The sequence below is a fragment of the Streptomyces sp. NPDC051041 genome (assembly GCF_044456065.1).
GTDB classification, from domain to species: Bacteria; Actinomycetota; Actinomycetes; order Streptomycetales; family Streptomycetaceae; genus Streptomyces; species Streptomyces glaucus.
Window position 1 is genome coordinate 208,525 of the sequence record NZ_JBITFM010000003.1, and the last position, 24,697, is coordinate 233,221.

Here is a 24,697-nt window from a genome sequence, read left to right on the forward strand (position 1 = left end):
GTCCGCCGGACGCCCGCCGGTCCCGCTACGGGGCGGCCGCCCGCGCCGCCGCCAGCAGGGAGTCCCAGTCCGGCAGCTTCACCACGCCCCGCCCGAGCGAGGCGCCGAGTTCCGCCTCGGCCCGCTCGATCGCCCGCCACCCGGCCCACTCCACCGGTTCGATCCCCTCGGCCCGCAGCGCAGCGAGCGGGTCCCCGGGCACGTCCCCGCGCACCAGCACGGGGGCGTCCTCCAGCAGCGACAGCACCGTCTCCTTGGCGCACGGCCGGTTGGTGCCGATGACCCCCGTCGGACCGCGCTTGATCCAGCCGGCCACGTACTCGCCAGGCGCCACGACCCCCGCGCGCAGCACCCGCCCGGCCAGGTGCGGCACGGTGCCGCGGTCCGCGTCGAACGGCAGCCCCTCCAGCGGCACCCCGCGATAGCCCACCGACCGCAGCACCAGCTGGGCCTCGATCTCCTCGTACCGCCCGGTGCCCGTCACCCCGCCGCGCCCGTCCGGTGCCGTCCGCTCGAAACGCACGGCGCCGACGCGGCCCCCGTCGGCCAGCAGCTCGACGGGGCGCAGGAAGAAGCGCAGCCGGATCCGGCGGGCGGCGCCGGACGCGGGCGCCCCGGCCCAGCCGCGCAGCACCTCGACGTTGCGGCGCTGGGTGCCGGGCAGCGCCGCGGGGTCGGCGCAGTCCGGGTCCAGGGCCAGCTCCGCCGGGTCCACCACCACGTCCGTGTCCGGCAGCGTGCCCAGCTCCCGCAGCTCCTTGGTGGTGAAGCGGGCCTGGGAGGGGCCGCGCCGGCCGACCATGTGGATGTCGGCCACCCGGCTGGCGGCGAGCGCGGTGAGCGCCGCCTGGGGTATGTCGGTGCGGCTCAGCTCGGCCGGGCCGCGCGCCAGCATCCGGGTGACGTCCACGGCGACGTTGCCCACGCCGACGACCACCGCCTGCCGCGCGTCCCGGACGAAACCGTCGTCGGCGGCGTCCGGATGCGCGCTGTACCAGGACACGAACTCGGTCGCCGACCAGCTGCCCGGCAGGTCCTCGCCGGGGATGCCCAGATGCCGGTCGGTGGCGGCGCCCACGCAGTACACCACCGCGTGGTACAGCTCCCGCAGCCGGGCCGGCGGCACCCCCCGGGAACCGATCGGCACACCGCCGAGGAACCGCACCCGCTCGTGCTCCAGGACCGCGCGCAGGCTGTCCTGCAAGGACTTGATCTTCTCGTGGTCCGGCGCCACGCCGTACCGGACCAGGCCGTACGGGCACGGCAGCCGGTCCAGGACGTCGACGTACGCCTCGGGTTCCCGCTGGACCAGGCTCTGGGCGGTGTAGCACCCGCTGGGCCCGGAGCCGACGACGGCGACACGCAGCACGGCGGAACTCCTTCCGGGGAGCGCCCGCGGACCGCCCGGAGGTGCCCGGGCGGTCCGCAGGAGACCGCTGGTGCTTCCAGGATCGCACCGCTCCGGCTCCGTCGGCAGGGCCGCTCCGCTGACAGGGTGCTGTGCGCGCCGGGGAACGCGTGTGTCGTTCGTATGGAATGTGATCATGCGGATACGTTCCGCGTGTGCTGGAAGCATCCTTTCTCGATCTTTCCGATCGCTGCCCGGCGGACGGCGAGGTGTCCGTGCGGCCCGCGTGGACAGTGCGGGAGGGCGGCGCCACCACGACGTGGTTCGACGTGCGGCTGGCGTTCGCCGACGGCGCCCGGGTCGACGCGCTCGCCGTGGTGTCCGCCGGGTGCCTGACCGTCGAGGACGTCCGGGCGCGGCCGGCGCTCTGCCTCGACGACCTGGCGGTGCTCGCCGAGTGGATCGAGGGGCCGCTGGCCGAGGCGTGCGGGGCCGGCCCGCCCGCCGCCTCGCGGCATGCCCGGCCCGCCGCGCGGCCGCGCGGCGGCCAGGAGCGGTGGCTCGTCGCGCAGGAGTACCGCGCGGCCCAGCAGCGGGGCGCCGACCCCGTGCTCGCGGTGATGTGCGCGACCGGGCGCAGCCGCCGCGGGGCGTTCAGGCTGATCGGCCGGGCGCGTGACGCGGGCCTGCTGGCGCCCCGTCACGCACGGCGCTGAGGCCGCGCCGTCACAGCAGGCCGCGCATGCGGGTGATCTCGCTCGTCTGCTGGGCGACCACGTCGTCGGCCATCTCCTCGATCCGCACGTTGTTGCCCTGCGCCTTGACGTCCGTGGCCATCGTGACGGCGCCCTCGTGGTGCGTGATCATCAGCGTCAGGAAGAGCTGGTCGAACGCCTTCCCGCGCGCGGCGCGCAGCTTCTTCAGCTGGGCCTCGGTCGCCATCCCGGGCATCGCGGCGTGCGTGTGCCCGCCGCCGGACTCCTTCTCGCCGTACGTCTTCAGCCAGCTCCTCATGGCCTTGATCTCGGGCCCCTGTGCGGCGGCGATGCGCTCGGCGAGCCGCTTGACCCCGGTCGACCCGGCGTGCTCCAGGGCCAGTTCCGTCATCTCCAGGGCCTGGGAGTGATGCTCGATCATCATCCGCGCGTAGGCGACGTCCGCCGAGTTGGGGGAGTCGTCGTCGGCGCGCCGCCGTTCGGCGTCATCGGCCGACAGGGTGCGGTTCGCCTCGCCGGGACGGCCCGGCACGAGCACCGAGGGCCCGCTCTTCCCGGCCGTGTCGGGGTCCGGCCCGGAGTCGCAGGCCCCGAGCCCCAGCACGGCCAGGACGGCCAGTGAGGCCGCGGCGAAGCGGGCGCGGGACGTGCGGCGGAAGAGCACGGAAGCCTCCTGTGGCAGGCGGATCGGGAGGGCACCTCGTGAGTGCCGTGACTGTTTCTGTCCGTTCGGGTGCCGGAATCAATCATCGAAAAACTTGATTGCAGCTGTGTTGCCTCCTGTTGGTATGTGCATGTCCAAGACCATACTTCGTGGGTGCCTACACCGTTCCCGAGCGAACGGAACCAGGGAGGAAGCAGTGATCCTGTTGAACGATCCCCGCACACGGCGCAGACGCCTGGGAGCCGGCGCGGCCGTGGCCGGGCTGCTGGCCGCACTGCTGACGGCCGGACCGGCGGTCGCCACCCCCGACCCCGGGGACGCCCCGGCCACGTCGAAGGAGGTGTCCCCGAAGACGCGGGCCCAGGTGCGGGAGGCCGTCGCCGAGGGCGGGATACCGGGACAGGACGAGATCGTCCACTCCGCCAACATCGAGCACCTCGCCAACATCCCCAAGGACGCGCTGCCCGGCACCAACACGGACCTGGCCTTCCAGGGGAAGTACGCCTTCGCGGGCAACTACGACGGCTTCCGCATCTTCGACATCGCCAACCCGAAGGCGCCGAAGACGGTCGCCCAGGTGCTGTGCCCCGGCTCGCAGAACGACATCTCCGTCTCCGGGAACCTGCTGTTCCTGTCCACCGACTCCTCGCGCAGCGACAGCAGTTGCAACAGCACCACCCAGCCGGCGACCGAGAAGTCCTCGTGGGAGGGCATGAAGGTCTTCGACATCAGCGACAAGAGGAACCCCAGGTACGTCGCCGCCGTCGAGACCGCCTGCGGCTCGCACACCCACACCCTGGTGCCCGAACGCCGCAACGTCTACGTCTACGTCTCCTCGTACGCGCCGAGCGCCGCCTACCCCGACTGCCAGCCTCCCCACGACGGCATCTCCATCATCAAGGTGCCGCGCAACGCCCCCGAGAAGGCCGCGGTCATCGACTTCCCGGTGCTGTTCCCCGGTGAGGGACCGGACGGCGGCGGCAACCCGGGCGCGCCCGTCAACCCCGGTGTCTCCAAGACCACCGGCTGCCACGACATCACGGTCCTGCCCTCGAAGGACCTGGCCGCGGGCGCCTGCATGGGTGACGGCATCCTGTTCTCCATCAAGGACCCGGAGCGCCCGAAGGTCATCGACCAGGTGCAGGACAACGTGAACTTCGCGTTCTGGCACTCGGCGACCTTCAACCAGAAGGCGGACAAGGTCGTCTTCACCGACGAGCTGGGCGGCGGCGGAGCGGCCACCTGCGACGCGGCGGTCGGCCCGAACCGCGGCGCCGACGGCATCTACGACATCGTCGGCAAGGGCGACGCGCGCAAGCTGGTCTTCCGCAGCTACTACAAGATCCCGCGCCACCAGGCGGCCACCGAGAACTGCGTGGCCCACAACGGGTCGCTGATCCCGGTCAAGGGCCGCGACCTGATGGTCCAGTCCTGGTACCAGGGCGGCGTCTCCGTCTGGGAGTTCACCGACTCCGAGCACCCGAAGGAGATCGCCTACTTCGAGCGCGGCCCGCTGAGCACCGACCGGATCACCGTCGCCGGTTCCTGGTCGGCGTACTACTACAACGGCTACGTCTACTCCAACGACATGGCCAAGGGCCTCGACGTCCTGAAGATCGACGACCGGCGCACGGCCCCGGCCGAGCGGGTCCGGCTGAGCGAGCTCAACGTGCAGACGCAGCCGGACTACTTCGACTGACGGTCCGGCGGACACTCGGCCGCCGCCCCCGTCGCGAAGAAGCGCGACAGATCCGTGTCGCAGGTCCCGCCGGGCGCCTCGGCGTCCGGCGGGACGCCCATCTCCCAGTCGAGCCGGTAGCGCTTGAACAGCTCGGCGCGCAGCGCCGGCACGGGCATCGGCACCCCGGGCACCAGCGCGGCGTAGACGGCGCCCATCAGCAGGGCGCGCAGCATCGGGTAGTCGTGGTCGACGTCGCGGGAGCCGTGCCGGGCGACCGTGTCCCGCAGCAGCTCGGCCAGGCGGCGCTGCTCCGGGCACTGCAGGAAGCCCTGCTCCTGCAGCAGCCCGGCCATGTGCTGGCGCATCAGCACCGGCTCGTCCCGTGCGAGTCCCAGGATGGCGTCGATGGCCCGCGCCAGCCGCTCCGGGCCGTCCCCGGTGCGCGGCTCGCGTTCCAGGGCCTCCTCCAGGGTGCGGTGCATCAGACGGTGCACGGCGGACTGCAGGAGCTGGCGCTTGCCGGGGAAGTAGTACGACACCAGGCCGCGCGCGGAGCCCGCCCGGTCGGCGATGTCGCCGAGCGTCGTCGCCTCGTAGCCGCGCTCGCGGACCAGCTCGACCGCGGCCTGCAGGAGCCGCTCCTTCGAACGCCTCCGCAACTCTTCATTGACCGAGGCGCTACGAGGGGACATGCTGTAACTCCTGCGTTGACTGGCTGCCAGCCAACTATACTCAGCGCTCCACGGGCCCTCCGGGTCCGACTCGGAACTGCCGTCCGCCCTGGGCGACGCGGGGGATCGTCCAGGGCGGACGGTCATGCCCGTCAGCGGTGTCCGCGAACCGCTTCCCGCCGCGGCCGCCCCCGTGCCCCCGTCGACGGATCCGGGCTCTTCGGCCGGGTGGCGGCCACCGCGCCCCCGGAGCGGGCGGCCGATCCGGGCCGGGGGGCGTACGGGCGGGGGCGCGCCCGGCGGATCCCGCACGGGACACCGGGGCCGACCGGCGGCCGCGGGCTCAGCCCACCAGGTCCAGCACCGGCCGCAGCCCGTCCGGCCGCTCGGCCACGGGCAGGTGGTCGACGAAGTGCACCCCGCAGCCCAGCGCCGCGGCGCCCCCGTCGGCCCGCCGGCTGTCACCCACCATCAGCGTGTCGCGCGGCTCGGCGCCGAGGGCCGCGCAGGCGGTCGCGAACAGCCGCGGGTCCGGCTTCTGGACGCCGTGTTCGTACGACAGGACGTACGTGTCGACGTACCGGTCCAGGCCGTGCTCGCGGAAGACCGGGCGCAGGTCCCAGCCGATGTTGCTGACGATCCCGACGGCGACCCCGCGCCCGCGCAGCGTGCGCAGCACCTCGGCGGCGTCGGGGTAGGGGGTCCACGCGGCCGGCGTCATGTGCCGGTCGTACAGCGCGTCGTGCAGCCGCGGCGAGGGCAGCGGCACCTGGCGGGACAGGCCGGTGTACGCGGCCCGGTGCAGTTCACGGCTGCGGTCCCGGTCCTCCCAGACGGCGGCGAGGTGGTCCGGGATCCGGGCGGGAGCCGCGCCGCCGGGCAGCGCGCCCGCCGCCTCCAGGGCCCGCGCGGTCCGGACCAGTTCCGGCTCGTCGAGCGTCGTACCGGTCCCGGCCAGCGCCGCGCGCAGCCAGGACTCGGCGGACTCGACGCGGAAGAGGGTGCCGGAGAAGTCGAACAGAACGGCGGGCATGGGGGGATCCTACGGGGCCGTGCGCCGCCCCGGGGGCGGATCGCCGCCGTGCTCACGCCCGCCGGCGCCGGTGGACCAGTACCGCCAGCGTCACCACCAGCGCGCCCAGCAGCCAGCCACCGACGACGTCCGAGGGCCAGTGCACGCCGAGCCACACCCGGGTCAGCCCGACCCCGGCCACCGAGACCGCGGCCACGGCCAGCGCCGCGCGGAACACGGCGCGACCGGCGCCGTAGTGGTGCAGCAGCCACAGCAGCAGGCCGCACACGACCGCGGCGGTCATGGCGTGGCCCGAGGGGAAGGCCGCGTAGTGCGCGGTGTCCACGGGGTCGGGCCAGACCGGGCGGGGGCGGTCGACGGCCGCCTTGAGGCCCTGCTGCAGCAGGGTGCCGAGCGCGCACGTCACCGCCAGCCACCCGGCCGTCCAGCGGGCCGCGGGCCGCCGGGCCAGCCACAGCACGACGCCGGCGCACAGCAGGCGCATCGTCCACGGGTCCCAGACCCAGTCCGTCAGGATGCGGCACGCCTGGGTGACGCCGCGTTCGCCGACCGCCCAGCGGTGGGTGGTGCGGGAGATGCCGCCGTCCAGGGCGAGCAGCGGACGCCACTCGGCCGCGACCAGGACGAGCAGCAGGCCCGAGCCCAGCGCCAGGGCCCAGGCGGAACGGACGGCGGCGCGCCGCCGGGGCGCGCGGGGCGGTGACTCGACGGGCTGGGTGTGCATGGTGCGATCCTCACCGACTGAGAGGGACTGGGGCCACCACCCGTCTACCCCGGTGCCCGCCGCCCCGGTACGGAATTCGGCGGACCGGCGTACGGCGCCGGCCGGGCCGGGGCGCCGCGGACGCGGCGGTGCGCGGCGCTTTCGCCGTCTCAGAGGGTCAGCAGCATGGTGACCATGGCGATCCCCATGGACAGCCGGCACGCCCGGGCCAGCTCCGGCCGGTCCGCCCATCCGGCCGCCGCCGTACCGCCGCCCGGCACGGCGGCGGCCGGCACCAGCCGCACGCCGGTCAGCAGCACGTACCCGGCGAAGTAGAGCAGCAGCGTCCCGGTGACCAGGGGGATCCCCGAGCCGCCGTGGCGGTGCGCCCCCGCGGGGGAGGACGCCATCACCACCGCCATGTAGACCATGGCCGCGGCGCCCGCCAGGTGGTGCAGGTGGTGCGGGCGGGTCCGCGCCGCCCACACGGCGTGCAGCCCGGCCGCGCCGAACACGACGGCGTAGCCGGGCCAGGCCCACGACGGCGGGGTGAACACCGTGCCGGGCACCGCCATCGCGGCCATGCCGAAGCCCATCAGCGCCTCGCCGCCCGCGGCGTGGCGCTCCTCCCCGGCGCTGCCGCGCATCCGCAGCAGGCAGTAGGCGCCGGCCGCCGCGCACAGCGCCACCAGCAGCCAGCCCGACGAAGCCGGTCCGTGCATCCGCGCCTCCCCGCTCGGCGTTCGGTCAAGGGATGCCCGGACCGTGCGGGGGACACGCGAGCGCAAGGGGGTGCGCGGGGAGCGTTCGGCGGAGCGCGTGCACCGGGGTACCCGTCCGGGCCGCCGGACGCGACATTTCTTTCACATGTAAAACACTTGCTAAGGTAATGCTCATGAGCAGTGCGACCCCCACCCCGGACACCCCGCTCGTCCGACGCCTCCCGCTCGCCGGCGTGCTGCGTCCGGGCCGCCCCTCCGACATCTGGTTCAAACCCGCCCTGAGCTCGGTCGCCGCGGTCGCCCCGCCCAACCTGACCCTGCTGGCGCTCGGCCGCCTCGACCTGGCCATGTACACGATGGCCGGGTCCCTGTGCGCCCTCTACGCCCACAACCGCCCCTACGCCGCCCGGGCCCGCGCCCTCGCCTGGGTCGTGCTCGGCATGCTCGGCGGCGTCGCCGTCGCACTGGTCGCGGCGTCGCTGACCCGCGACGCCGTCGTCCTCGTCACCGTCGGCGCCCTGCTGGCCGCCGCGCAGAAGGCGCTGTGCGACGCCACCCGCATCGGACCGCCGGGCAACGTGGTCCTCACCTTCATCAGCTCCGCCACCCTGTTCGCACCGCAGACCCTCGCCCAGGTCCCCGGTCACCTCGCGCTGGGCGCCGCGGCGGGCGCATGGGCCTGGCTCGTCGGCATGGCGCCCGGACTGGTCCGCCCCCACGGCCCGGAGCGCCGCGCCACCGCCCACGCCCTGAACGCCACCGCCGCCTGCGCCGAGGCCCACCGAACCGGGGACGACGGCCGTGCCCGGGCAGCCCGCGCCGCCGCCTACGCCGCCGTGCACGCCGCCTGGCAGGCGCTGCTGTCGGTGCCGCCGGCCCGGGGGCGCGCCGCGACCCGGCGCGCCCTGGAACGCCTCGTCGTCCGCGCCGAGGTCGCCCTCGCCGCCCCCGCGGACACCGATCCGGAGCGGCTGCGCGCCTGGGCGCGCGCCCTGCGCGGCACCGGCCCGGTCCCCGAGGCCGACGACCTGCGGGCCGACGACGACCCGCGGGCCGCCGACGAACTCCTCGGCATGGACGCCGAACGCGCCACCGGACGGCAGCCGCTGTGGCAGCGGCTCGGCCCGCTGACCCCGATCGCCGCGCGCACCGCCCTCGGCTGCGCCCTGGCCGGGTACGCCTCCCTCGCGCTCGGCATCGGACGCCCCTACTGGGCCCTGGTCACCGCCGCCTCCCTCTACCAGGCCAACATCACCCTCACCTGGAACCGGGCCGTCCAGCGCGTCGTCGGCAACCTCGTCGGCGTCCTCCTCTTCGCCGCCGTCACCCCGCTCGCCCACCTCGGACCGGCCGCCCTCGTGCTGTGCTGTCTCGCCTTCAACTTCGGCGCCGAGGCCCTCATCAGCCGCAACTACTGGCTCGGCAGCGTGTGCGTGACCCCGATGGCGCTGCTCATCACCGAGTTCGCCGGATACCAGGAGCCCGGGCGGCTGATCACCGAGCGGATCGCGGACACCCTCGTCGGCGCCCTGGTCGGCTTCGCCGCCGCCCTCGCCGTCACCAACCGGCGCGCGGCCGACCGGGTCGAGCGGGCGCTGGCCGCCGCCGACCGCGCCCGGGAGCACGCCGCCCGCCTGCTGGCCCGGCCGGACCCGGCGCCCGGCGCCCTGGAGTCCGCCCGCCGCGCCCTCGCCGCCGCCCTGGTCGACCTGCGGGCCACCGCCGACGCCGCGGCCGGGGAGTGGTGGCAGCGGGCCCTGCCCCAGGAGAGGGTCGTGCGCGCCGAGCAGTCCGGACACCGTACGCTCGCCGCGACGGTACGCCGCCAGGGACACCGCCCGCGCGCGGGCACGACAGCGCAGAAGACGGAGGACGTACAGCCATGACGGCACCCCACGGACGGGCAGGGACCCCGGCGGACGCGACGCCCGGCGACACCGTCGCCAAGGTCGTGCGGCAGTGGCGGGCCGTCCACCCCGACCTGGACACCGGCCCCATGGAGATCATCGGCCGCATCAACCGCTGCGCGGCCCTCCTCCAGCAGGCCGAGGACGCCCCGCTGCGCCGCGCCGGGCTCAGCCGCCCGGAGTTCGACCTGCTCGGCGCGCTGCGCCGCACCGGACACGAACTGACCCCCGGAGAGCTGGCCCGCGAGACCTTCTCCTCGGGCGCCGCCGTCACCAAGCGCCTCAAGCAGCTCACCGAGCGCGGCCTGGTGGAGCGCCGCGGCGACACCCGCGACCGCCGCGTCGCCCACGTCCGCCTCACCGACACCGGCCGCGCCCTGGTCGACGGCGTCCTGCCCGAACAGCTCGCCTACGAGACCGCCGTCCTGTCCGGCCTGGACGCCTCCGACCAGGGGGAACTCGCCGCCCTGCTCGGCCGGCTCCTGACCCTGCTGGAGGGCCGCCCGGGCGTGCTGGGCTGAGGCCGCGGCCCCCGCCCGGAGCGCGTCACGGACCGAGCGGCGGCGGGGGGAGCGGCGGTCGTCGACGCCGGACCAGCGGTCGCCGCGGACCCTGCGGGCCCGCCCCCGGCCCCGGTCGCCGCCGGCGGCGCGGCGCGGGCCCGCCCCCGGCGGCCTCAGATCCCCGGCCGGTACCGCAGCGGGTGGTCGGCGGGCACCTCCACCAGCACGATCGGCGTGCCGTCCGGGTCCGCGATCCACATCTCCACCAGCCCCCACGGCTCCCGCACCGGCTCCCGGACGATCTCGACGCCCTTCGCGCGCAGTTCCTCGTGCGCCGCGGCCACGTCCTCGACCTGCAGCCACAGCCGCACGGGCGGGGACGGCGGGCCGGCGGAGGGATCGGCTCGGCCCGAGACCTCCAGGAAGCCGCCGCCGAGGAAGTAGACGACGCCCCGCTCCGGCCCCGTGCCGAACTCGCGGTAGACGGCGAGGCCCAACTGCTCGCCGTAGAAGGCCCGGGAGCGTTCGGGATCGGTGGGGCGGAGCAGGATCCGGCCGCTGAGCACATGCACCATGCCCCCGGAGCCTAGCGGCAGGGTTACCCTCTTTTCCGGCCGAGCCGCGCCCAGGAACCCCCAGGAGTTCGGAGACACCCCATGAGCACCTCCACCGCCGGACTGACGTTCCGCGACGCCACCGACGCCGACGTGGACGAACTGGTCGCGCTGATCGAGTCGGCGTACCGCGGGGAGTCCAGCCGGGCCGGGTGGACCACCGAGGCGGACATCCTGGAAGGACGGCGGACCGATCGCGAGGGCGTGCTGGAGGTCGTCGAGTCGCCCGGCAGCCGGCTGCTGACGGTCGAGCGGGAGGGCCGGATCGTCGCCTGCTGCCAGCTCGAACACCGCGGTGACCACGCCTACTTCGGGATGTTCGCGGTCAGCCCGCGGCTCCAGGGCGGCGGCCTCGGCAAGACGGTCCTCGCGGAGGCGGAGCGGCAGGCCCGCGAGACGTGGGGCGTCGAGGAGATGCACATGACCGTGATCTCCGTACGCGAGGAGCTCATCGCCTGGTACGAGCGGCGCGGCTACCGGCGTACGGGACGGATGACCCCGTTCCCGTACGGCGACGAGCGCTTCGGCGTTCCGCAGCGCGCCGACCTGCGGTTCGAGCTGCTGGTCAAGGAGCTGGCCTAGGCGTATCGCCCCGCCGGACCGGAACGCGCCCGGCGGGTGGGCGGCCTGCGGGCGCGGTGCGTCCGCGGCGGTGACCGCGGGCGCGCGGCCGGCCGGGCGACGCCCCGCGTCGTCCGGCGCCCGGCCGGGCCGCGCGCAGCGGCACGACGGCCCCCGGCGCCCGGACCACGGCCCTCACCGGCGCGGGACGCGGGAACCCGCCGGAGCGCCCGGGCCCGCCGTCAGGCCGCGGAGCGGCCGGCGCGTTCGATCCCCGGATAGTCGGTGGTCGCGCCGTCCAGCTCCAGGGCCCGGACCAGACGCAGGTGGTCCTGGGTGTTCACCACCCAGCCGATGACCCCCAGGCCCGCCTTGCGCGCGTACTCCACGACCTCCAGGGTGAGCCGGCGGACGTTCAGGCAGACGGTCCGGGCGCCGGCCTCGACCGCGCGGTCCACGACCTCGGGGCCGTAGCGGCCGGCGACGAGCGCGGTCCGTACGCCCGGTACCAGACGGGCGATCTCGGCGATCGCCGCGTCGTGGAACGAGGACACCTCCACCCGGTCCGCCAGGTTCCGCGCGTGCATCACCTCGGCCAGGGCCCGGGCCGCCGCCACGTCCTTGATCTCGGCCTGCAGCGGCACCGACACGGCGTCCAGCACCTCCTCGAAGACCGGGATCCGCTCCCCCTTCCCCGCGTCCAGGGCGCGCAGCTGCGCGAGCGTCTTCTCGGCGATCGCGCCGGTGCCGTCGGTCGTCCGGTCCACCTCGGCGTCGTGCATGACGACGAGCGCGCCGTCCTTGCTCAGATGCAGATCGAGTTCGACGGCGTCGAGACCGGCCCGCTCGGCGGCGACGAAGGACCGCAGGGTGTTCTCGGGCTCCACACCCATGACTCCGCGGTGACCGATGATGAGGAGGTTCACAGCTCAACTCGCTTCCGTCGACGGCTGCGGTGGCGGATCCGCAGCCTAACGGCCCCGCCCGGGCCCGTCCCGGGTGTACACGCGGATCCGGTCGCCAGGGGGTGCCGGGCGCCGTAGCCACCGTCACACCGGCAAGCGGCAGGAAAAAGTGCGGTGAAAGGCGGGGTTGGACAGGATGATTTCCCGATGTTCCTCTTGCTGGGGGAAACCCCGTGTGTATACGGTCTCCTTACGAGAGGTTCTCCTGTGGAAGGTGGGACATGACGGAAATTCTTGTGCAGGTGGGCGCGGAGGTGGAGGTTCCTCCGGCAGTCAGGGTGGTGGAGCACCCGGCATGGCCCGTGCTCAAGGATGCCGTGGAGCGGATCCGGCCCTGGCAGTCCAAGGACGGATCGATCGACTTCGACGCCGAGGACGCCCCGGACCCCGCCGACGCCGAACTCGCCGTCCGGCAGGTCGCCGACGCCGTCCGGGAGCTGTCCCCGCTGCTGCCGCACGACCGCGCCTACCACGAGGCCCTGGTGGAGGACCTGCGCCGCTGGTCCGACGGCGGCTTCCGGGTGCCCGACTTCCTCGACTCGCTGCTGGCCTTCCAGCCCGCCGCGAACCGCCGGGACGGCCTGCAGCACCTGGTCGTCTTCCCGATGTACACCCAGAACGGCAACCCGGACCGCAACCTGGAGGCGGTCGTGCTGCGCATGGTCTGGCCCGACTGGCTGGCCGAGCTGGAGCGCACCCGCTACGACAACCCGCTGTTCTGCGGCATCGCGTTCGAGGACTTCACGGCCGGTTACGACACCAACTCCGCCGTCCTGTTCCCCGAGACCATCGCCGTGCGCGAGGCCCCCGAGCGGTTCACCTGGGGCGGCATCTTCTGCGACCGCGAGGCCGCCCGCTTCCGCCGCGTGACCGCCGCCGCCGTCGACGTCCTCGGCCTGGAGCTGCCCCGGGACGTCGCCGCGATGGTCCACGACCAGAAGCGCTGCCAGGAGGCCTTCGTGCTGTGGGACATGATCCACGACCGCACCCACAGCCACGGCGACCTGCCGTTCGACCCGTTCATGATCAAGCAGCGCCAGCCGTTCTGGATGTACGGCCTGGAGGAGCTGCGCTGCGACCTCACCGCCTTCAAGGAGGCGGTGAAGCTGGCCGGGGAAGGCGTCCCGCAGGCCCGTGACGTCCAGGTCGCGGTGCTCTTCGACCGCATGTTCCGCTTCCCGGTCACCGGCGAACGCGTCCGCAACTACGACGGCCTCGGCGGCCAGCTGCTCTTCGCCTACCTGCACCGGCACGACGTGGTCCGCTGGACCGACAACAAGCTCTCCCTCGACTGGGAACGCGCCCCGCAGGTCACCAACCAGCTGTGCGCCGAGATCGAGAAGCTGTACCGCGACGGCATCGACCGCCCCAAGCTCGTCCACTGGTTCGCCGGGTACGAGCTGGTCTCCACCTACCTCGCCCCGCACCCCGGCTCGAAGTGGGCCAAGGGCCCCGACGCCCTGGACCTGACGCAGCCGCCGCGCAGACTCGTCGACGACGTGCTTCCGGACGAGTTTCCGCTGAGCATGTTCTACGAGGCCCTGTCCAAGAAGCTGAAGAACGTGATCGCCTCCACCCGGGGGATCACGGCGGACGGCGCCGAGCGGGCCGCCGCGTGAGCGGCGGCACCGACCACACTGCCCGGGAGGCGAGGAACATGGCGGGGAACGGGGCGCTCAGCGGCGCGGTGATCGCGGTGGCCGGTGCGGGAGGGCCCGCCGGACGCGCGACGCTGCTCAGGCTCGCCGAGGCGGGGGCGACCGTCGTCGGCGCGGACAACGACCCGGAGCGGCTGGCCGAGGCCGTGGACGCGGCGAGCTACGCGCACGGCGGGGCGACCGTCACCGGTGACACCGTCGACCTGCTCGACCCGACGTCGGCCCGCGAGTGGGCGGCCCGGGTCGAGAAGGACTTCGGCCGGGTGGACGGCCTGGTCCACCTCGTCGGCGGCTGGCGGGGCAGCGAGACCTTCACCAAGACCAGCCTCGACGACTGGGACCTGCTGGAACTGCTGCTGGTGCGCACCGTGCAGCACACCTCCCTCGCCTTCCACGAGGCGCTGCAGCGCAGCGACCGCGGCCGCTACGTCCTGATCAGCGCCGCCGCCGCCGGCAAACCCGCCGCGGGCAACGCCGCCTACGCCGCCGCCAAGGCCGCCGCCGAGGCGTGGACGCTCGCCCTGGCCGACTACTTCCGCAAGGCCGGGATCGCGGAGGGCGCCGAGGGGCCGACCTCCGCGGCTGTCATCCTGGTGGTGAAGGCGTTGGTGCACGACGCGATGCGCGCCGACCGCCCCAACGCGAAGTTCGCGGGCTTCACGGACGTCAGGGACCTGGCCGAGGCCATCGCCGGAGTCTGGGAGAGGCCCGCCGCGGAAGTGAACGGAAACCGTCTGTGGCTGACCGAGAAGCCGTGAACCCCCCGAAGACCGACGCCCGGCGCCGCCACGACCCGGACGTCCGTGGCTTCGCCAGCGACAACTACGCCGGGGCCCACCCGGAGGTGCTCGCCGCCCTGGCCCTCGCCAACGGCGGGCACCAGGTCTCGTACGGCGAGGACGTGTACACGGAACACCTCCAGGGCGTCGTGCGCAGCCACTTCGGCGCCACCGCCGAGGCGTTCCCGGTCTTCAACGGCACCGGCGCCAACGTCGTCGCGCTCCAGGCGGTCACCGACCGCTGGGGCGCGGTGATCTGCGCCGAGAGCGCGCACATCAACGTCGACGAGTGCGGCGCGCCGGAGCGCGTCGGCGGTCTGAAGCTGCTCACCGTCCCCACACCCGACGGCAAGCTCACCCCCGAGCTGATCGACCGGGAGGCGTACGGCTGGGACGACGAGCACCGCGCGATGCCGCAGGTCGTCTCGATCGCCCAGACCACCGAACTGGGCACGGTCTACACGCCGGAGGAGATCCGGGCCCTGTGCGAGCACGCCCACGCGCACGGCATGAGGGTGCACCTGGACGGCTCCCGGCTGGCCAACGCCGCCGCCTTCCTGGACGTCCCGATGCGGGCGTTCACCAACGCGGCCGGCGTCGACATCCTCTCCCTGGGCGGCACGAAGAACGGCGCCCTGTTCGGCGAGGCCGTCGTGGTGATCGACCAGGACGCCGTCCGCCACATGAAGCACCTGCGCAAGCTGTCGATGCAGCTCGCCTCCAAGATGCGCTTCGTGTCGGTGCAGTTGGAGGCGCTGTTCGCCAAGGACCTGTGGCTGCGCAACGCCCGGCACGCCAACGGGATGGCCCAGCGCCTCGCCGAGGGCGTGCGCGCGGTGCACGGGGTGGAGATCCTGCACCCCGTGCAGTCCAACGCGGTCTTCGCCCGCCTGCCGCACGACGTGGCCGAGCGCCTGCGCAAGCGGTTCCGCTTCTACTTCTGGGACGAGGCCGCGGGCGTCGTGCGGTGGATGTGCGCCTTCGACACGACCGAGGAGGACGTCGACGCCTTCGTGGCGGCCCTCAAGGAGGAGGCGGCCCGCTGAGCCGTCGGCAATAACTGCATAAGTATGCGACCGATCGAAAATTCATTGACCCTTGATCGGTCCCATGCCTATGCTCTGCCGACATGCAGCTGATCCAGGAAACCCCCGACCTGTCCGCCTACTTGGCCGCCGACGAGGCGATCGACCATCACCATCCGCGCGTGCGGGAGACGGCCGCCGGGCTCGCCGGGGAGGTGGCGGACTCGTATGAGTATGCGCGTGTGGCGTTCGAGTTCGTCCGCGACGCCATCGCGCACTCGCAGGACTCCGGCGACCACCGCGTCACCTGGCGGGCCTCCGACGTCCTGGAGCAGGGCACCGGCATCTGCCACGCCAAGGCCCACGCGCTGGCCGCGCTGCTGCGGGCCGAGGACATCCCGACAGCGCTGTGCTACCAGCGGCTGGCCCACGACGACGGCTCGGGGCACGCCGTCCACGGCCTGGTCGCCGTACGGTTCAACGGCGCCTGGCACCGGCAGGACCCGCGCGGCAACAAACCCGGAGTGGACGCCCGGTTCTCCCTCGACGGCGAGCGGCTGGCCTGGACCCCCGATCCGGAGGCGGACGAGACGGACTACCCGGTCCTGTACGCCGAACCGCACCCGGCCGTGCTCGGCGCCCTCAGGGCCGCCCCCGACCGGCCGTCCCTGTGGCGGGCGCTGCCGGCCGCGCTCTGAGGCGGGGACCGCGCCCGCCCTGCCCGACGGTGCGCGCCCTCCCGATGCCCGGCTTCGTCCGCATCGCCGCCGAGGCGCGCGGCCCCGTCGACGGTCCCGCCGACGGCGCGGGTCCGGCACTCCCCGGCGATGCGGCGCGCCGGCCGGCCGCACGTCCGGACGGGCGCGCTCCGCACGGAATCCGCACCCGGCCGCCCGGCGCGCGGCCGGCCCGCCGCTCCGGCCGGGCGCGGGAGTCAGTGCGCCTCGGCGGCGCGGATCTCCTCGGGCGTGGGCGCCGTACCGCCGAGATGGGCCGGCATCCACCACATGTCGTCCGGGCCCTTGGGCCGTGCCGGGTAGGCGCGCTGGGCGTTCTCCAGCAGCTCCTGCACCCGCTCGCGCAGCCGCCGGGTGATCGCGCCCGCGTACTGGTCGCGGGTGGCCTCCACCGCCTCGCCGACCCGGATCGTGATCGGGATGTGGCTGCGCCTGAAGTTGCGCGGGTGTCCCTTGGTCCACAGCCGCTGCGTGCCCCACAGCGCCATCGGGACCAGCGGGACGCCCGCCTCCTGGGCCAGGCGCGCGGCACCCGACTTGAAGCTCTTCAGGGTGAACGACTGCGAGATCGTCGCCTCGGGGAAGACCCCGACGATCTCACCCGACCTCAGCGAGTGCAGCGCCTGCTCGTACGCCGCCTCGCCCTGCTCGCGGTCCACGGGGATGTGCTTCATCCCGCGCATCAGCGGACCGGAGATCCGATGGCGGAAGACCGACTCCTTGGCCATGAAGCGCACGAGGCGTCTCTGCGGCAGCGCCGCCAGCCCGTTGAAGACGAAGTCCAGGTAACTGATGTGATTGCTCACCAGCACTGCGCCGCCCGAGCGCGGGATGTTCTCCGATCCCCGGCAGTCGACCCTCAGGTCCCACACCTTGAACAGCGTGCGGGCGAGACCGATGACCGGGCGGTAGACGAGTTCTGCCATGGGCGGGGTGGACCCTTCCTTGCTCTGCCTGGGAAGGGGGCTCCCAGTTGGAAAGTTACGCAGCCGTAGGTTTACGGCTTGCCGCAGATGGTGCCCCATCGGCGGCCGTGTAGCCAGCCTGAGCGCCGGTGAACCGCGAGATTCTCGTCACGTCGCCCTACAACCCTTATGTCCCCCTTACTCCGTACGGGTCGTCACCTGCCGCGCGAACACCCGTACTTCGCACCCGGGCCGCGTCCGGACGCGGAGCCGGGGAAGGCGGCGGCGGGCGCGGCCCCGGCACGGCGGGTCCCGGCCGGGTCCGGGCGTGTGGCCGGCGGGACCCCGGCCCGCACCCCGGCGTCCGCGGGGATCGGGCATCCCGCGGGAGGTCCCTCGGGGAGCCGGGAATCTCCGCGGTCCCGTGAACGCTGAACCGGACGATGACGGGACTGGTGGCGTGCGCGCCGGTGCTCGCGACGGCGGGCGCCCGCGGGACGCCGCGGCGGCGGAACGGGAGAACGCGGGTGCGCGGACAGGACGACGGCAAGCGGCTCGGTGCGGCCGAACTGGGCGCGGAGCTCGGCGAGCGCGCCACGCTCGTGCAGTTCTCCAGCGCCTTCTGCGCCCCCTGCCGGGCGACCCGGCGGGTCCTCGGCGAGGTGGCCGGCATGGTCCCGGGCGTCACCCACGTCGAGATCGACGCCGAGGCCCACCTCGACCTGGTGCGCCGGCTCGACATCCTCAGGACGCCGACCGTGCTGGTCCTCGACGCCGACGGCCGGATCGTGCGGCGCGCCGCCGGCCGGCCGCGCAGGGCCGACGTGATCGCCGCGCTCGGGGAGGCCGTGTGACGCCGGTCATGCGGACCGGGGGGCGCCTTTCGGATACCGGGACGAACTTGACTGCGCGTGCCACCTGTCGTCAGCTTGAGTCCATGTCCTCGCACCTCCTTCTCCCCGGGCGGGCGCGCACCGGCCCCGCCCGCGCCGTGAGCGCGTGCTGTCCGGACCGCTGAGCAGCCGCGGCCCCGACGGCCACCCCTGGAAGGAGGACGACCCCATGACGGCCACGCCCGGCCTCGACGCCGCCCCGCCGACCGGCCCCGACCTGCTGCGCTCCGTCTTCCGGCGGCATGCCGCCGGGGTCGCCGTGATCACCGCCCGCGGTGACGCCGGGCCGGTCGGCTTCACCGCCACCTCCCTCACCTCCGTCTCCGCCGAGCCCCCGCTGCTCTCCTTCGGTATCGGCACCGGCGCCTCCAGCTGGCCCGCCGTCTCCACGGCCGACCATGTCGGTGTCCACATACTCGGCGAGCACCAGCGGGAGCTGGCCGCCACCTTCGCCCGCAGCGGCGCCGACCGCTTCGGCGCGCCCACCGTCTGGCGCGAGGGTCCCGAGGGCGTGCCCGTCCTCGGCGGCGTCCTCGCCTGGCTGGTCTGCCGCGTCGTCGGCCGCGTCCCCGCCGGGGACCACCGGATCGTGCTGGCCGAGGTCCGCCTCGGCGACCCCAGCGGCACCGGCCGCCCCCTCCTGTACCACCAGGGACGCTTCCACGGCCTGCGCGACTGATCCCCGTTCGTCCCCCGCTGCGGAACCGTCCGGTTCCGATTACGCTGCGTTGCACAGGTCACAGTTCAAAGCGCTTGCTTAGCGGGAACGAACTGGGTGTACTGGCGAGTAATATCTCGGCTGGAGCAGGGGTCGCCCCGACCGGGATCGGCCGCTTGAGGCGCCTATGCTGCTTGCAAGAGGCAGCACCGAAATGACGATGCAGTAGGAGAGCCGGCGTGAGCTTGAGGATCGTTGTCACCGTGAAGTACGTGCCCGACGCCACTGGCGACCGGCACTTCGCCGATGACCTGACCGTCGACCGGGACGACGTGGACGGTCTGCTCTCCGAACTGGACGAGTACGCCGTCGAGCAGGCGCTGCAGATCTCGGAGAACTCCGACGACGACGTGGAGATCACCGTCCTGACGGTGGGCCCGGAGGACGCCAAGGACGCCCTGCGCAAGGCGCTGTCCATGGGCGCGGACAAGGCCGTCCACGTCGAGGACGACGACCTGCACGGCACCGACGCCATCGGCACCTCCCTGGTGCTGGCCAAGGCGATCGAGAAGGCCGGCTACGACCTGGTGATCTCCGGCATGGCCTCCACCGACGGCACCATGGGCGTGGTGCCCGCGCTGCTCGCCGAGCGTCTGGGCGTCCCGCAGGTCACCCTGCTCTCCGAGGTGTCGGTCGAGGACGGCGTCGTCAAGGGCCGCCGGGACGGCGACGCCGCCTCCGAGCAGCTCCAGGCCTCCCTGCCGGCGGTCGTGTCGGTCACCGACCAGTCGGGCGAGGCCCGGTACCCGTCCTTCAAGGGCATCATGGCGGCCAAGAAGAAGCCGGTTCAGTCCTGGGACCTGGAGGACCTGGAGATCGAGGCCGAGGAGGTCGGCCTGGAGGGCGCCCGGACCGCGGTCGACTCCGCGACGGAGCGTCCGGCCCGCACCGCGGGCACGATCGTCAAGGACGAGGGCGAGGGCGGCAAGCAGCTCGCCGAGTTCCTCGCGAGCCAGAAGTTCATCTGAGCCCGCACCCGCCGACCGCCCCCGAAGTCATCGAGCAGGAGAGCAATCCCATGGCTGAAGTCCTCGTCTACGTCGATCACGTGGACGGCGCCGTCCGCAAGCCCACCCTGGAGCTGCTGACCCTGGCCCGCCGCATCGGCGAGCCGGTCGCCGTCGCCCTCGGCGGCGGCGCCGCCGACACCGCCGCCGCCCTCGCCGAGCACGGCGCGGTGAAGGTCCTCACCCACGACGCCGCCGAGTACGCCGAGTACCTGGTCGTCCCCAAGGTGGACGCCCTGCAGGCCGCGTACGAGGCCGTCTCCCCGGCGGCCGTGCTGGTCCCGTCCTCCGCCGAGGGCAAGGAGATCGCCGCCCGCCTGGCGCTGCGCATCGGCTCCGGCATCATCACCGACGCCGTCGACCTGGAGGCGTCCGACGAGGGCCCGGTGGCCACCCAGTCGGTCTTCGCCGCCGCGTACACCACCAAGTCCCGCGTCATCAAGGGCACCCCGGTCATCACGGTCAAGCCCAACAGCGCGGCCGTGGAGGCCGCCCCGGCCGCGGGCGCGGTCGAGGCGCTGGAGGTGACCTTCTCCGCGCAGGCGACCGGCACGAGGATCACCGGCCGTACCCCGCGCGAGTCGACCGGGCGTCCGGAGCTGACCGAGGCCGCGATCGTGGTCTCCGGCGGCCGGGGCGTCAACGGCGCGGAGAACTTCGCGGTCATCGAGGCCCTCGCCGACTCCCTCGGCGCGGCCGTCGGCGCCTCGCGCGCCGCCGTCGACGCCGGCTGGTACCCGCACACCAACCAGGTCGGCCAGACCGGCAAGTCCGTCTCGCCGCAGCTGTACATCGCCTCCGGCATCTCCGGCGCGATCCAGCACCGGGCCGGCATGCAGACCTCGAAGACCATCGTGGCCATCAACAAGGACCCCGAGGCCCCGATCTTCGACCTGGTCGACTACGGCGTCGTCGGCGACCTGTTCGACGTCGTCCCGCAGCTCACCGAGGAGATCAAGGCCCGCAAGGGCTGATCCCCGTGCGACGGCACGAGGCCCCCGCGACCGTCCGTGGTCGCGGGGGCCTCGTGCCGTCGGTGGTCACCCCAGGGTCAGCGAGGCCTGCACGGGCAGGTGGTCGCTCGGGAACTGCCCGTCGCGCGAGAAGGTGTTGACCGACGCCCGGTGCACGGTGACGCCCGGCGTGGTGAGGATCCAGTCGATGCGGTCGCCGCCGGGGGTGAGCGGCCGGTAGCCGTGGAAGGTGCCGTACAGCGCGCCGCGCTCGGCCGCCGCGTCCCAGGTGTCGACGAGGCCGGCGCCCAGCAGGGTGTCGTGGACCGGGTCCTTGTGGGCCGCGACGTTGAAGTCGCCGGTCACCACCAGCGGGAGCGAGCGGCCGAGTCCGGCGATCCGCTCGGCGACGAGGGCGGCGGCCCGCGTGCGTGCGTACGGGCTCGCGTTGTCCAGGTGCGTGTCGAGGACGTGGAACTCCCGGTCGCCGTCGCGCCGGTCGCGGAAGCGGACCCGGGTGACCATGCGGACGGAGCCGCCGCCCCAGGTGTTGGAGCCGATCACGTCCGGCGTGTCGGAGAGCCAGAAGTGGTCGTACTCCAGCGGGGCGAGGCGGCGGGTGTCGTAGAAGACCGCCATGAACTCGTCGCGGCTGCCGCCCGCGCGTCCGGTGCCGATCCAGTCGTAGTGCGGTCCGAGGTCGGCCTCGATGTCGCGCAGCTGCTGGTAGAGGCCCTCCTGGGTGCCGATGACGTGCGGGCGCTCACGGCGCAGCAGTTCACGCATCACCGGTCTGCGGACGGCCCAGCTGTGGGGCTCGGCGGTGCTCGCGAAGCGCAGGTTGAACGACATGACCCGCAGGCGGCTGCCGCGGTCCGCCGGAGCGGACGCGGACGCCGGCGCTGTGCCGGAGAGCGGCAGGGCGACCGCGCCGGCCAGGGCGGTCTTCAGGCTCAGGCGGCGTGTGACTCGGCTGTGGTCGGGCACGGGTGCTCCTTCTGCGGCGGCTTCCGGGCGGGTGGTGCGGTGCTGCGGCACGCGGGGTGCCGGCTGCGCGGCACGGCGGGAAAAGGTGCCAGGTGGGCGTGAACATGCCGAGATGGTGGAGTGGCCCGCGGCGTAAGACGGTGTTGACCGGCGGGAAGACCGCCCGATAGCTTCGCTCTACGGATTGTTGATTCCGTAAAGCGGAAAATGGGAGGGTGTGGGATGGGGCAGCAGGAGAAGGTGACGACGAGCCTCGCGGACGCCGTCGGCGCGGAGATCGACGCCGCCCTCGCGCCGGTCGACGCCGACCTGGAGCGCCGCTACCCCGGGGACCCCGGCACCCGCCGGCCCGTCCACACCGTCTACGTCCCCGGCGACGTCTTCGCCGCCGACACGGTCCGCTCCTGGGGCGAGCGGGCCCTGGCCGCCCTCGACGAACACGCCCCGGACGCCGCGTCGTTCGCCGCCGTCCTGGGACTCGACGACGAACTCGCCGAGCCGGTGTACGCGCGCGTGCGCGCCAAACTGGAGCGCGAGCCGGTCGAGGACCTGCGGATCGACTTCGAGGACGGCTACGGCAACCGCCCCGGCGCCGAGGAGGACGAGGCCGCCGCCCGCGCGGCCCGGCTGGTCGCCGAGGCGTACCGGACGGGGACGGCGCCCCCGTACACGGGCATCCGCGCGAAGGGCATGGAGGCGGCGGTGCGCGCCCGGGGCATCCGCACCCTCGACGTCTTCCTCACCGGCCTGATGGAGGCCGGCGGCCTGCCCGGCGGGCTCGTCCTCACCCTGCCGAAGGTGACCTACGCCGAGCAGGTCACCGCCATGGCGAAACTGCTGGCGGCCTTCGAGGAGACGCACGGCCTGGAGCCGGGCCGCCTCGGCTTCGAGATCCAGATCGAGACCAGCCAGGCCGTCCTCGCCGCCGACGGCACCGCCACCGTGGCCCGCATGATCCAGGCCGCCGGGGGCCGTGTCACCGGCCTGCACTACGGCACCTTCGACTACAGCGCCTGCCTCGGCGTCTCCGCCGCCCACCAGGCCGCCGACCACCCGGCCGCCGACCACGCCAAGGCCGTCATGCAGGTCGCCGCCGCGGGGACGGGGGTACGGGTGTCGGACGGCTCGACCAACGTCCTGCCCGTCGGCCCCACCGAGAAGGTGCACGCCGCCTGGCGCCTGCACTACGGCCTCACCCGCCGGGCCCTGGCCCGCGCCTACTACCAGGGCTGGGACATGCACCCGGGGCACCTCCCGACCCGCTACGCGGCCGTCTTCGCCTTCTACCGCGAGGGCTTCGAGCAGGCCGCCGACCGCCTCGCCCGCTACACGAGCCGCGCCGGCGGCGATGTGATGGACGAGCCCGCCACCGCCCAGGCCCTCGGCGGCTACCTGCTGCGGGGACTGGACTGCGGTGCGCTCGACATCGCCGAGGTGGCCCGGCTGACCGGACTGACCCGCGCCGACCTGGAGGAGTTCGCGGCGCCCCGGCGCGGCGGCACCGCCGCGCCGGCCCCGGGGGCCGGGTAGCGGGCCCGCCGCGGCGGCCGGCCCGGGGCCGGCGCGCCCGCCCCGTGGGCCGCGCGGCGACCTGCCCGAGCTCGCAGGAACGGGGCGGCGGTGCCGTCCGGGGGCGTGGACAGGCGGGCCCGGCACCCGCCCCGGGCGGCGGCCCCGTACCGCCCGCTCAGTCCGCCGGCGGCAGCTCGCCCGAGCCACGGGTGATCAGCCGGGTGGGCAGTTCGATGCGCTCGGGCGTGACCAGGCCGCCGTCCAGCTGCCGGAACAGGCGCTCGGCGGCGGTGCGGCCGAGCGCCGCCGCGTCCTGGGCGACGACCGTGACCCCCGGCTGCAGCAGGTCGGCGAGCTCGATGTCGTCGAAGCCGACCAGGGCGACGGGGCGGGCGTGCGCGGCGAGCACCCGGATCACGGTGACCGTCACCCGGTTGTTGCCCGCGAAGACCGCGGTGACCGGATCGGCGTCGGACAGCATCTCCTCGGCCGCCCGGCGCACCCGCTCCGGGTCGGTGGCGCCCAGGGAGATCCAGGAGTCCTTCACCGGTATGCCCGCGTCCTCCATGGCCGCCCGGTAGCCGCGCAGCCGCTCGGCGGAGGTGTGGATGCGGGGCATGTCGCCGATGAACCCGACCCGGCGGTGCCCGTGCGCGATGAGGTGGGCCACGCCGTCACGGGCGCCGCCGTAGTTGTCGGACAGGACCACGTCCGCGTCGATCCCGCCCGCCGGACGGTCCACGAACACCGTCGCGACGCCCGCCCTCAGCTCCGGCTCCAGGTACCGGTGGTCGTCCCCGGCCGGGATCACCACCAGCCCGTCCACCCGCCGCGCGCACAGCGCCAGCACCAGCTCCCGCTCGCGGTCCGGGTCCTCGGCGCTGGAGCCGTTGATGAGCAGGGCGCCGTGGGCGCGGGCCACCTCCTCGACCGACCGGCTGAGCGGCCCGTAGAACGGGTCCGCCAGGTCCTCCAGGACCAGCCCGATGCTCGCCGTGCGGCCCTTGCGCAGCACCCGGGCGCTGTCGTTGCGGCGGAAGCCCAGCGCCTCGATGGCCTCCTGGACGCGGCGCTCCGTCTCGGGCGTGACGCCCGGTTCCCCGTTGACCACGCGTGAGACGGTCTTGAGCCCGACCCCGGCGCGGGCGGCCACGTCCTTCATGGTCGGACGGTTGCCGTAACGGGTCGCGGGGAGACGGTCGGCTCGGCGGGGCGTGTCGGGCACGGTGCGGTGTCCTGTCCTGTCGTCCACGGGGACGCGTCCGGCCATCGGGACGCGTCCGCCCATCGGGATGTCGGCCCACGGGGACGCGCCGCTCGACGGGGTGCGCCGCCGCACGGGATGCGCCGCCCGTGGGCTTGTATGAGGATGTGGCGTCGAGCATAGAGCCTGGACAACGTTGTCAGAAGCGGGGACACTGTCCACCGCAATCTC

General features: G+C 74.0%; 25 protein-coding genes. 14 read left to right on the forward strand and 11 right to left on the reverse strand.

Annotated features, from left to right (window positions below; all coding sequences use genetic code 11):
- Positions 1–25: 25 nt before the first annotated feature.
- Positions 26–1,369, reverse strand: a complete 1,344-nt coding sequence (locus tag ACIBAI_RS07120) for an NADP oxidoreductase (RefSeq protein ID WP_399031703.1) — start codon at positions 1,367–1,369, stop codon at positions 26–28.
- A 248-nt stretch (positions 1,370–1,617) separates the two neighbouring features.
- Between ACIBAI_RS07120 and ACIBAI_RS07125 the strand changes: the two genes are divergently transcribed.
- A complete protein-coding gene (locus tag ACIBAI_RS07125) occupies positions 1,618–2,064 on the forward strand; it encodes a DUF6214 family protein (protein WP_399032204.1) in 447 nt (148 codons plus the stop codon).
- A 10-nt stretch (positions 2,065–2,074) separates the two neighbouring features.
- Here the strand turns inward: ACIBAI_RS07125 and ACIBAI_RS07130 are convergent, their stop codons facing one another.
- The gene (locus ACIBAI_RS07130) at positions 2,075–2,728 is read right to left on the reverse strand and encodes a DUF305 domain-containing protein (RefSeq protein WP_399031705.1); all 654 of its coding nucleotides are present in this window, start codon (positions 2,726–2,728) and stop codon (positions 2,075–2,077) included.
- Positions 2,729–2,924: 196 nt separating this feature from the next.
- Here ACIBAI_RS07130 and ACIBAI_RS07135 point away from each other — a divergent pair, with 196 nt between their 5' ends.
- Positions 2,925–4,427, forward strand: a complete 1,503-nt coding sequence (locus tag ACIBAI_RS07135) for a hypothetical protein (protein ID WP_399031707.1) — start codon at positions 2,925–2,927, stop codon at positions 4,425–4,427.
- On the opposite strand, the gene ACIBAI_RS07140 is transcribed toward ACIBAI_RS07135, so the two are convergent.
- From ACIBAI_RS07140 to ACIBAI_RS07155, 4 genes are all read right to left on the reverse strand, one after another.
- Positions 4,415–5,101: a TetR/AcrR family transcriptional regulator gene (locus ACIBAI_RS07140; RefSeq protein ID WP_399031709.1), complete on the reverse strand. Its 687-nt coding sequence runs from the start codon at positions 5,099–5,101 to the stop codon at positions 4,415–4,417. The two genes, ACIBAI_RS07135 and ACIBAI_RS07140, sit on opposite strands and share 13 nt — an antisense overlap.
- A gap of 322 nt (positions 5,102–5,423) precedes the next feature.
- The gene (locus tag ACIBAI_RS07145; protein WP_399031711.1) at positions 5,424–6,113 is read right to left on the reverse strand and encodes an HAD family hydrolase; all 690 of its coding nucleotides are present in this window, start codon (positions 6,111–6,113) and stop codon (positions 5,424–5,426) included.
- Positions 6,114–6,165: 52 nt separating this feature from the next.
- Positions 6,166–6,837 carry a phosphatase PAP2 family protein gene (locus tag ACIBAI_RS07150; protein ID WP_399031713.1) on the reverse strand — a complete coding sequence of 224 codons (672 nt, stop codon included), beginning with the start codon at positions 6,835–6,837 and terminating at the stop codon, positions 6,166–6,168.
- 149 nt (positions 6,838–6,986) lie between these two features.
- A complete protein-coding gene (locus ACIBAI_RS07155; RefSeq protein WP_399031715.1) occupies positions 6,987–7,538 on the reverse strand; it encodes a DUF5134 domain-containing protein in 552 nt (183 codons plus the stop codon).
- A 173-nt stretch (positions 7,539–7,711) separates the two neighbouring features.
- Here ACIBAI_RS07155 and ACIBAI_RS07160 point away from each other — a divergent pair, with 173 nt between their 5' ends.
- Both ACIBAI_RS07160 and ACIBAI_RS07165 read left to right on the forward strand, forming a co-directional pair.
- Complete coding sequence (locus tag ACIBAI_RS07160) at positions 7,712–9,424, forward strand: FUSC family protein (RefSeq protein ID WP_399031716.1); 1,713 nt, start codon at positions 7,712–7,714, stop codon at positions 9,422–9,424.
- Positions 9,421–9,966 carry a MarR family winged helix-turn-helix transcriptional regulator gene (locus ACIBAI_RS07165; RefSeq protein WP_399031718.1) on the forward strand — a complete coding sequence of 182 codons (546 nt, stop codon included), beginning with the start codon at positions 9,421–9,423 and terminating at the stop codon, positions 9,964–9,966. The genes ACIBAI_RS07160 and ACIBAI_RS07165 overlap by 4 nt, the downstream gene beginning before the upstream one ends.
- A 155-nt stretch (positions 9,967–10,121) precedes the next feature.
- Here the strand turns inward: ACIBAI_RS07165 and ACIBAI_RS07170 are convergent, their stop codons facing one another.
- Complete coding sequence (locus tag ACIBAI_RS07170) at positions 10,122–10,523, reverse strand: VOC family protein (RefSeq protein ID WP_399031720.1); 402 nt, start codon at positions 10,521–10,523, stop codon at positions 10,122–10,124.
- Positions 10,524–10,604: 81 nt separating this feature from the next.
- Between ACIBAI_RS07170 and ACIBAI_RS07175 the strand changes: the two genes are divergently transcribed.
- A complete protein-coding gene (locus ACIBAI_RS07175) occupies positions 10,605–11,144 on the forward strand; it encodes a GNAT family N-acetyltransferase (protein WP_399031722.1) in 540 nt (179 codons plus the stop codon).
- A gap of 221 nt (positions 11,145–11,365) precedes the next feature.
- Here ACIBAI_RS07175 and ACIBAI_RS07180 read toward each other — a convergent pair whose 3' ends face one another.
- Positions 11,366–12,049, reverse strand: a complete 684-nt coding sequence (locus tag ACIBAI_RS07180) for a glycerophosphodiester phosphodiesterase (RefSeq protein ID WP_399031723.1) — start codon at positions 12,047–12,049, stop codon at positions 11,366–11,368.
- 260 nt (positions 12,050–12,309) lie between these two features.
- Here ACIBAI_RS07180 and ACIBAI_RS07185 point away from each other — a divergent pair, with 260 nt between their 5' ends.
- The 4 genes from ACIBAI_RS07185 (at position 12,310) to ACIBAI_RS07200 (ending at position 16,248) form a co-directional block, all read left to right on the forward strand.
- Positions 12,310–13,707: a DUF6421 family protein gene (locus tag ACIBAI_RS07185; RefSeq protein ID WP_399031725.1), complete on the forward strand. Its 1,398-nt coding sequence runs from the start codon at positions 12,310–12,312 to the stop codon at positions 13,705–13,707.
- Positions 13,708–13,745: 38 nt separating this feature from the next.
- Positions 13,746–14,504 carry an SDR family NAD(P)-dependent oxidoreductase gene (locus tag ACIBAI_RS07190; protein ID WP_399031726.1) on the forward strand — a complete coding sequence of 253 codons (759 nt, stop codon included), beginning with the start codon at positions 13,746–13,748 and terminating at the stop codon, positions 14,502–14,504.
- Positions 14,501–15,571, forward strand: coding sequence for a threonine aldolase family protein (locus ACIBAI_RS07195; protein ID WP_399031728.1), 1,071 nt, complete (start codon positions 14,501–14,503; stop codon positions 15,569–15,571). Before ACIBAI_RS07190 ends, ACIBAI_RS07195 begins: the two co-directional genes overlap by 4 nt.
- An 83-nt stretch (positions 15,572–15,654) precedes the next feature.
- A complete protein-coding gene (locus ACIBAI_RS07200; RefSeq protein ID WP_399031730.1) occupies positions 15,655–16,248 on the forward strand; it encodes a transglutaminase domain-containing protein in 594 nt (197 codons plus the stop codon).
- Between the two features lie 236 nt (positions 16,249–16,484).
- On the opposite strand, the gene ACIBAI_RS07205 is transcribed toward ACIBAI_RS07200, so the two are convergent.
- On the reverse strand, positions 16,485–17,213 hold the full coding sequence (locus ACIBAI_RS07205) for a lysophospholipid acyltransferase family protein (RefSeq protein ID WP_399031732.1): 729 nt from the start codon (positions 17,211–17,213) through the stop codon (positions 16,485–16,487).
- Positions 17,214–17,635: 422 nt separating this feature from the next.
- Between ACIBAI_RS07205 and ACIBAI_RS07210 the strand changes: the two genes are divergently transcribed.
- From ACIBAI_RS07210 to ACIBAI_RS07225, 4 genes are all read left to right on the forward strand, one after another.
- Positions 17,636–18,046 carry a thioredoxin family protein gene (locus ACIBAI_RS07210; RefSeq protein WP_399031734.1) on the forward strand — a complete coding sequence of 137 codons (411 nt, stop codon included), beginning with the start codon at positions 17,636–17,638 and terminating at the stop codon, positions 18,044–18,046.
- 208 nt (positions 18,047–18,254) lie between these two features.
- Complete coding sequence (locus tag ACIBAI_RS07215) at positions 18,255–18,764, forward strand: flavin reductase family protein (protein ID WP_399031735.1); 510 nt, start codon at positions 18,255–18,257, stop codon at positions 18,762–18,764.
- 218 nt (positions 18,765–18,982) lie between these two features.
- The gene (locus ACIBAI_RS07220; protein ID WP_344601354.1) at positions 18,983–19,771 is read left to right on the forward strand and encodes an electron transfer flavoprotein subunit beta/FixA family protein; all 789 of its coding nucleotides are present in this window, start codon (positions 18,983–18,985) and stop codon (positions 19,769–19,771) included.
- A 50-nt stretch (positions 19,772–19,821) separates the two neighbouring features.
- Complete coding sequence (locus ACIBAI_RS07225) at positions 19,822–20,784, forward strand: electron transfer flavoprotein subunit alpha/FixB family protein (RefSeq protein WP_399031737.1); 963 nt, start codon at positions 19,822–19,824, stop codon at positions 20,782–20,784.
- 66 nt (positions 20,785–20,850) lie between these two features.
- Here the strand turns inward: ACIBAI_RS07225 and ACIBAI_RS07230 are convergent, their stop codons facing one another.
- Positions 20,851–21,750: an endonuclease/exonuclease/phosphatase family protein gene (locus ACIBAI_RS07230; RefSeq protein ID WP_399031739.1), complete on the reverse strand. Its 900-nt coding sequence runs from the start codon at positions 21,748–21,750 to the stop codon at positions 20,851–20,853.
- A gap of 222 nt (positions 21,751–21,972) precedes the next feature.
- On the opposite strand from ACIBAI_RS07230, the gene ACIBAI_RS07235 reads away from it, so the two are divergent.
- Positions 21,973–23,280 (forward strand): DUF6986 family protein, encoded by a 1,308-nt coding sequence (locus tag ACIBAI_RS07235; protein ID WP_399031740.1) that lies wholly within the window; start codon positions 21,973–21,975, stop codon positions 23,278–23,280.
- A 157-nt stretch (positions 23,281–23,437) separates the two neighbouring features.
- Here ACIBAI_RS07235 and ACIBAI_RS07240 read toward each other — a convergent pair whose 3' ends face one another.
- Positions 23,438–24,532 (reverse strand): LacI family DNA-binding transcriptional regulator, encoded by a 1,095-nt coding sequence (locus ACIBAI_RS07240; protein ID WP_399031742.1) that lies wholly within the window; start codon positions 24,530–24,532, stop codon positions 23,438–23,440.
- Positions 24,533–24,697: the final 165 nt, after the last annotated feature.

Excerpts from the sequence above, each read along its gene's own strand:
- ACIBAI_RS07165 (WP_399031718.1), top strand. The coding sequence starts at position 9,421 with ATGACGGCACCCCACGGACGGGCAGGGACCCCGGCGGACGCGACGCCC.
- ACIBAI_RS07205 (WP_399031732.1), bottom strand. The coding sequence starts at position 17,213 with ATGGCAGAACTCGTCTACCGCCCGGTCATCGGTCTCGCCCGCACGCTG.
- ACIBAI_RS07155 (WP_399031715.1), bottom strand. The coding sequence starts at position 7,538 with ATGCACGGACCGGCTTCGTCGGGCTGGCTGCTGGTGGCGCTGTGCGCG.
- ACIBAI_RS07210 (WP_399031734.1), top strand. The coding sequence starts at position 17,636 with ATGACGGGACTGGTGGCGTGCGCGCCGGTGCTCGCGACGGCGGGCGCC.
- ACIBAI_RS07185 (WP_399031725.1), top strand. The coding sequence starts at position 12,310 with ATGACGGAAATTCTTGTGCAGGTGGGCGCGGAGGTGGAGGTTCCTCCG.
- ACIBAI_RS07140 (WP_399031709.1), bottom strand. The coding sequence starts at position 5,101 with ATGTCCCCTCGTAGCGCCTCGGTCAATGAAGAGTTGCGGAGGCGTTCG.
- ACIBAI_RS07225 (WP_399031737.1), top strand. The coding sequence starts at position 19,822 with ATGGCTGAAGTCCTCGTCTACGTCGATCACGTGGACGGCGCCGTCCGC.
- ACIBAI_RS07170 (WP_399031720.1), bottom strand. The coding sequence starts at position 10,523 with ATGGTGCATGTGCTCAGCGGCCGGATCCTGCTCCGCCCCACCGATCCC.
- ACIBAI_RS07240 (WP_399031742.1), bottom strand. The coding sequence starts at position 24,532 with ATGGCCGGACGCGTCCCCGTGGACGACAGGACAGGACACCGCACCGTG.
- ACIBAI_RS07145 (WP_399031711.1), bottom strand. The coding sequence starts at position 6,113 with ATGCCCGCCGTTCTGTTCGACTTCTCCGGCACCCTCTTCCGCGTCGAG.
- ACIBAI_RS07200 (WP_399031730.1), top strand. The coding sequence starts at position 15,655 with ATGCAGCTGATCCAGGAAACCCCCGACCTGTCCGCCTACTTGGCCGCC.
- ACIBAI_RS07190 (WP_399031726.1), top strand. The coding sequence starts at position 13,746 with ATGGCGGGGAACGGGGCGCTCAGCGGCGCGGTGATCGCGGTGGCCGGT.
- ACIBAI_RS07235 (WP_399031740.1), top strand. The coding sequence starts at position 21,973 with ATGGGGCAGCAGGAGAAGGTGACGACGAGCCTCGCGGACGCCGTCGGC.
- ACIBAI_RS07160 (WP_399031716.1), top strand. The coding sequence starts at position 7,712 with ATGAGCAGTGCGACCCCCACCCCGGACACCCCGCTCGTCCGACGCCTC.
- ACIBAI_RS07175 (WP_399031722.1), top strand. The coding sequence starts at position 10,605 with ATGAGCACCTCCACCGCCGGACTGACGTTCCGCGACGCCACCGACGCC.
- ACIBAI_RS07150 (WP_399031713.1), bottom strand. The coding sequence starts at position 6,837 with ATGCACACCCAGCCCGTCGAGTCACCGCCCCGCGCGCCCCGGCGGCGC.
- ACIBAI_RS07215 (WP_399031735.1), top strand. The coding sequence starts at position 18,255 with ATGACGGCCACGCCCGGCCTCGACGCCGCCCCGCCGACCGGCCCCGAC.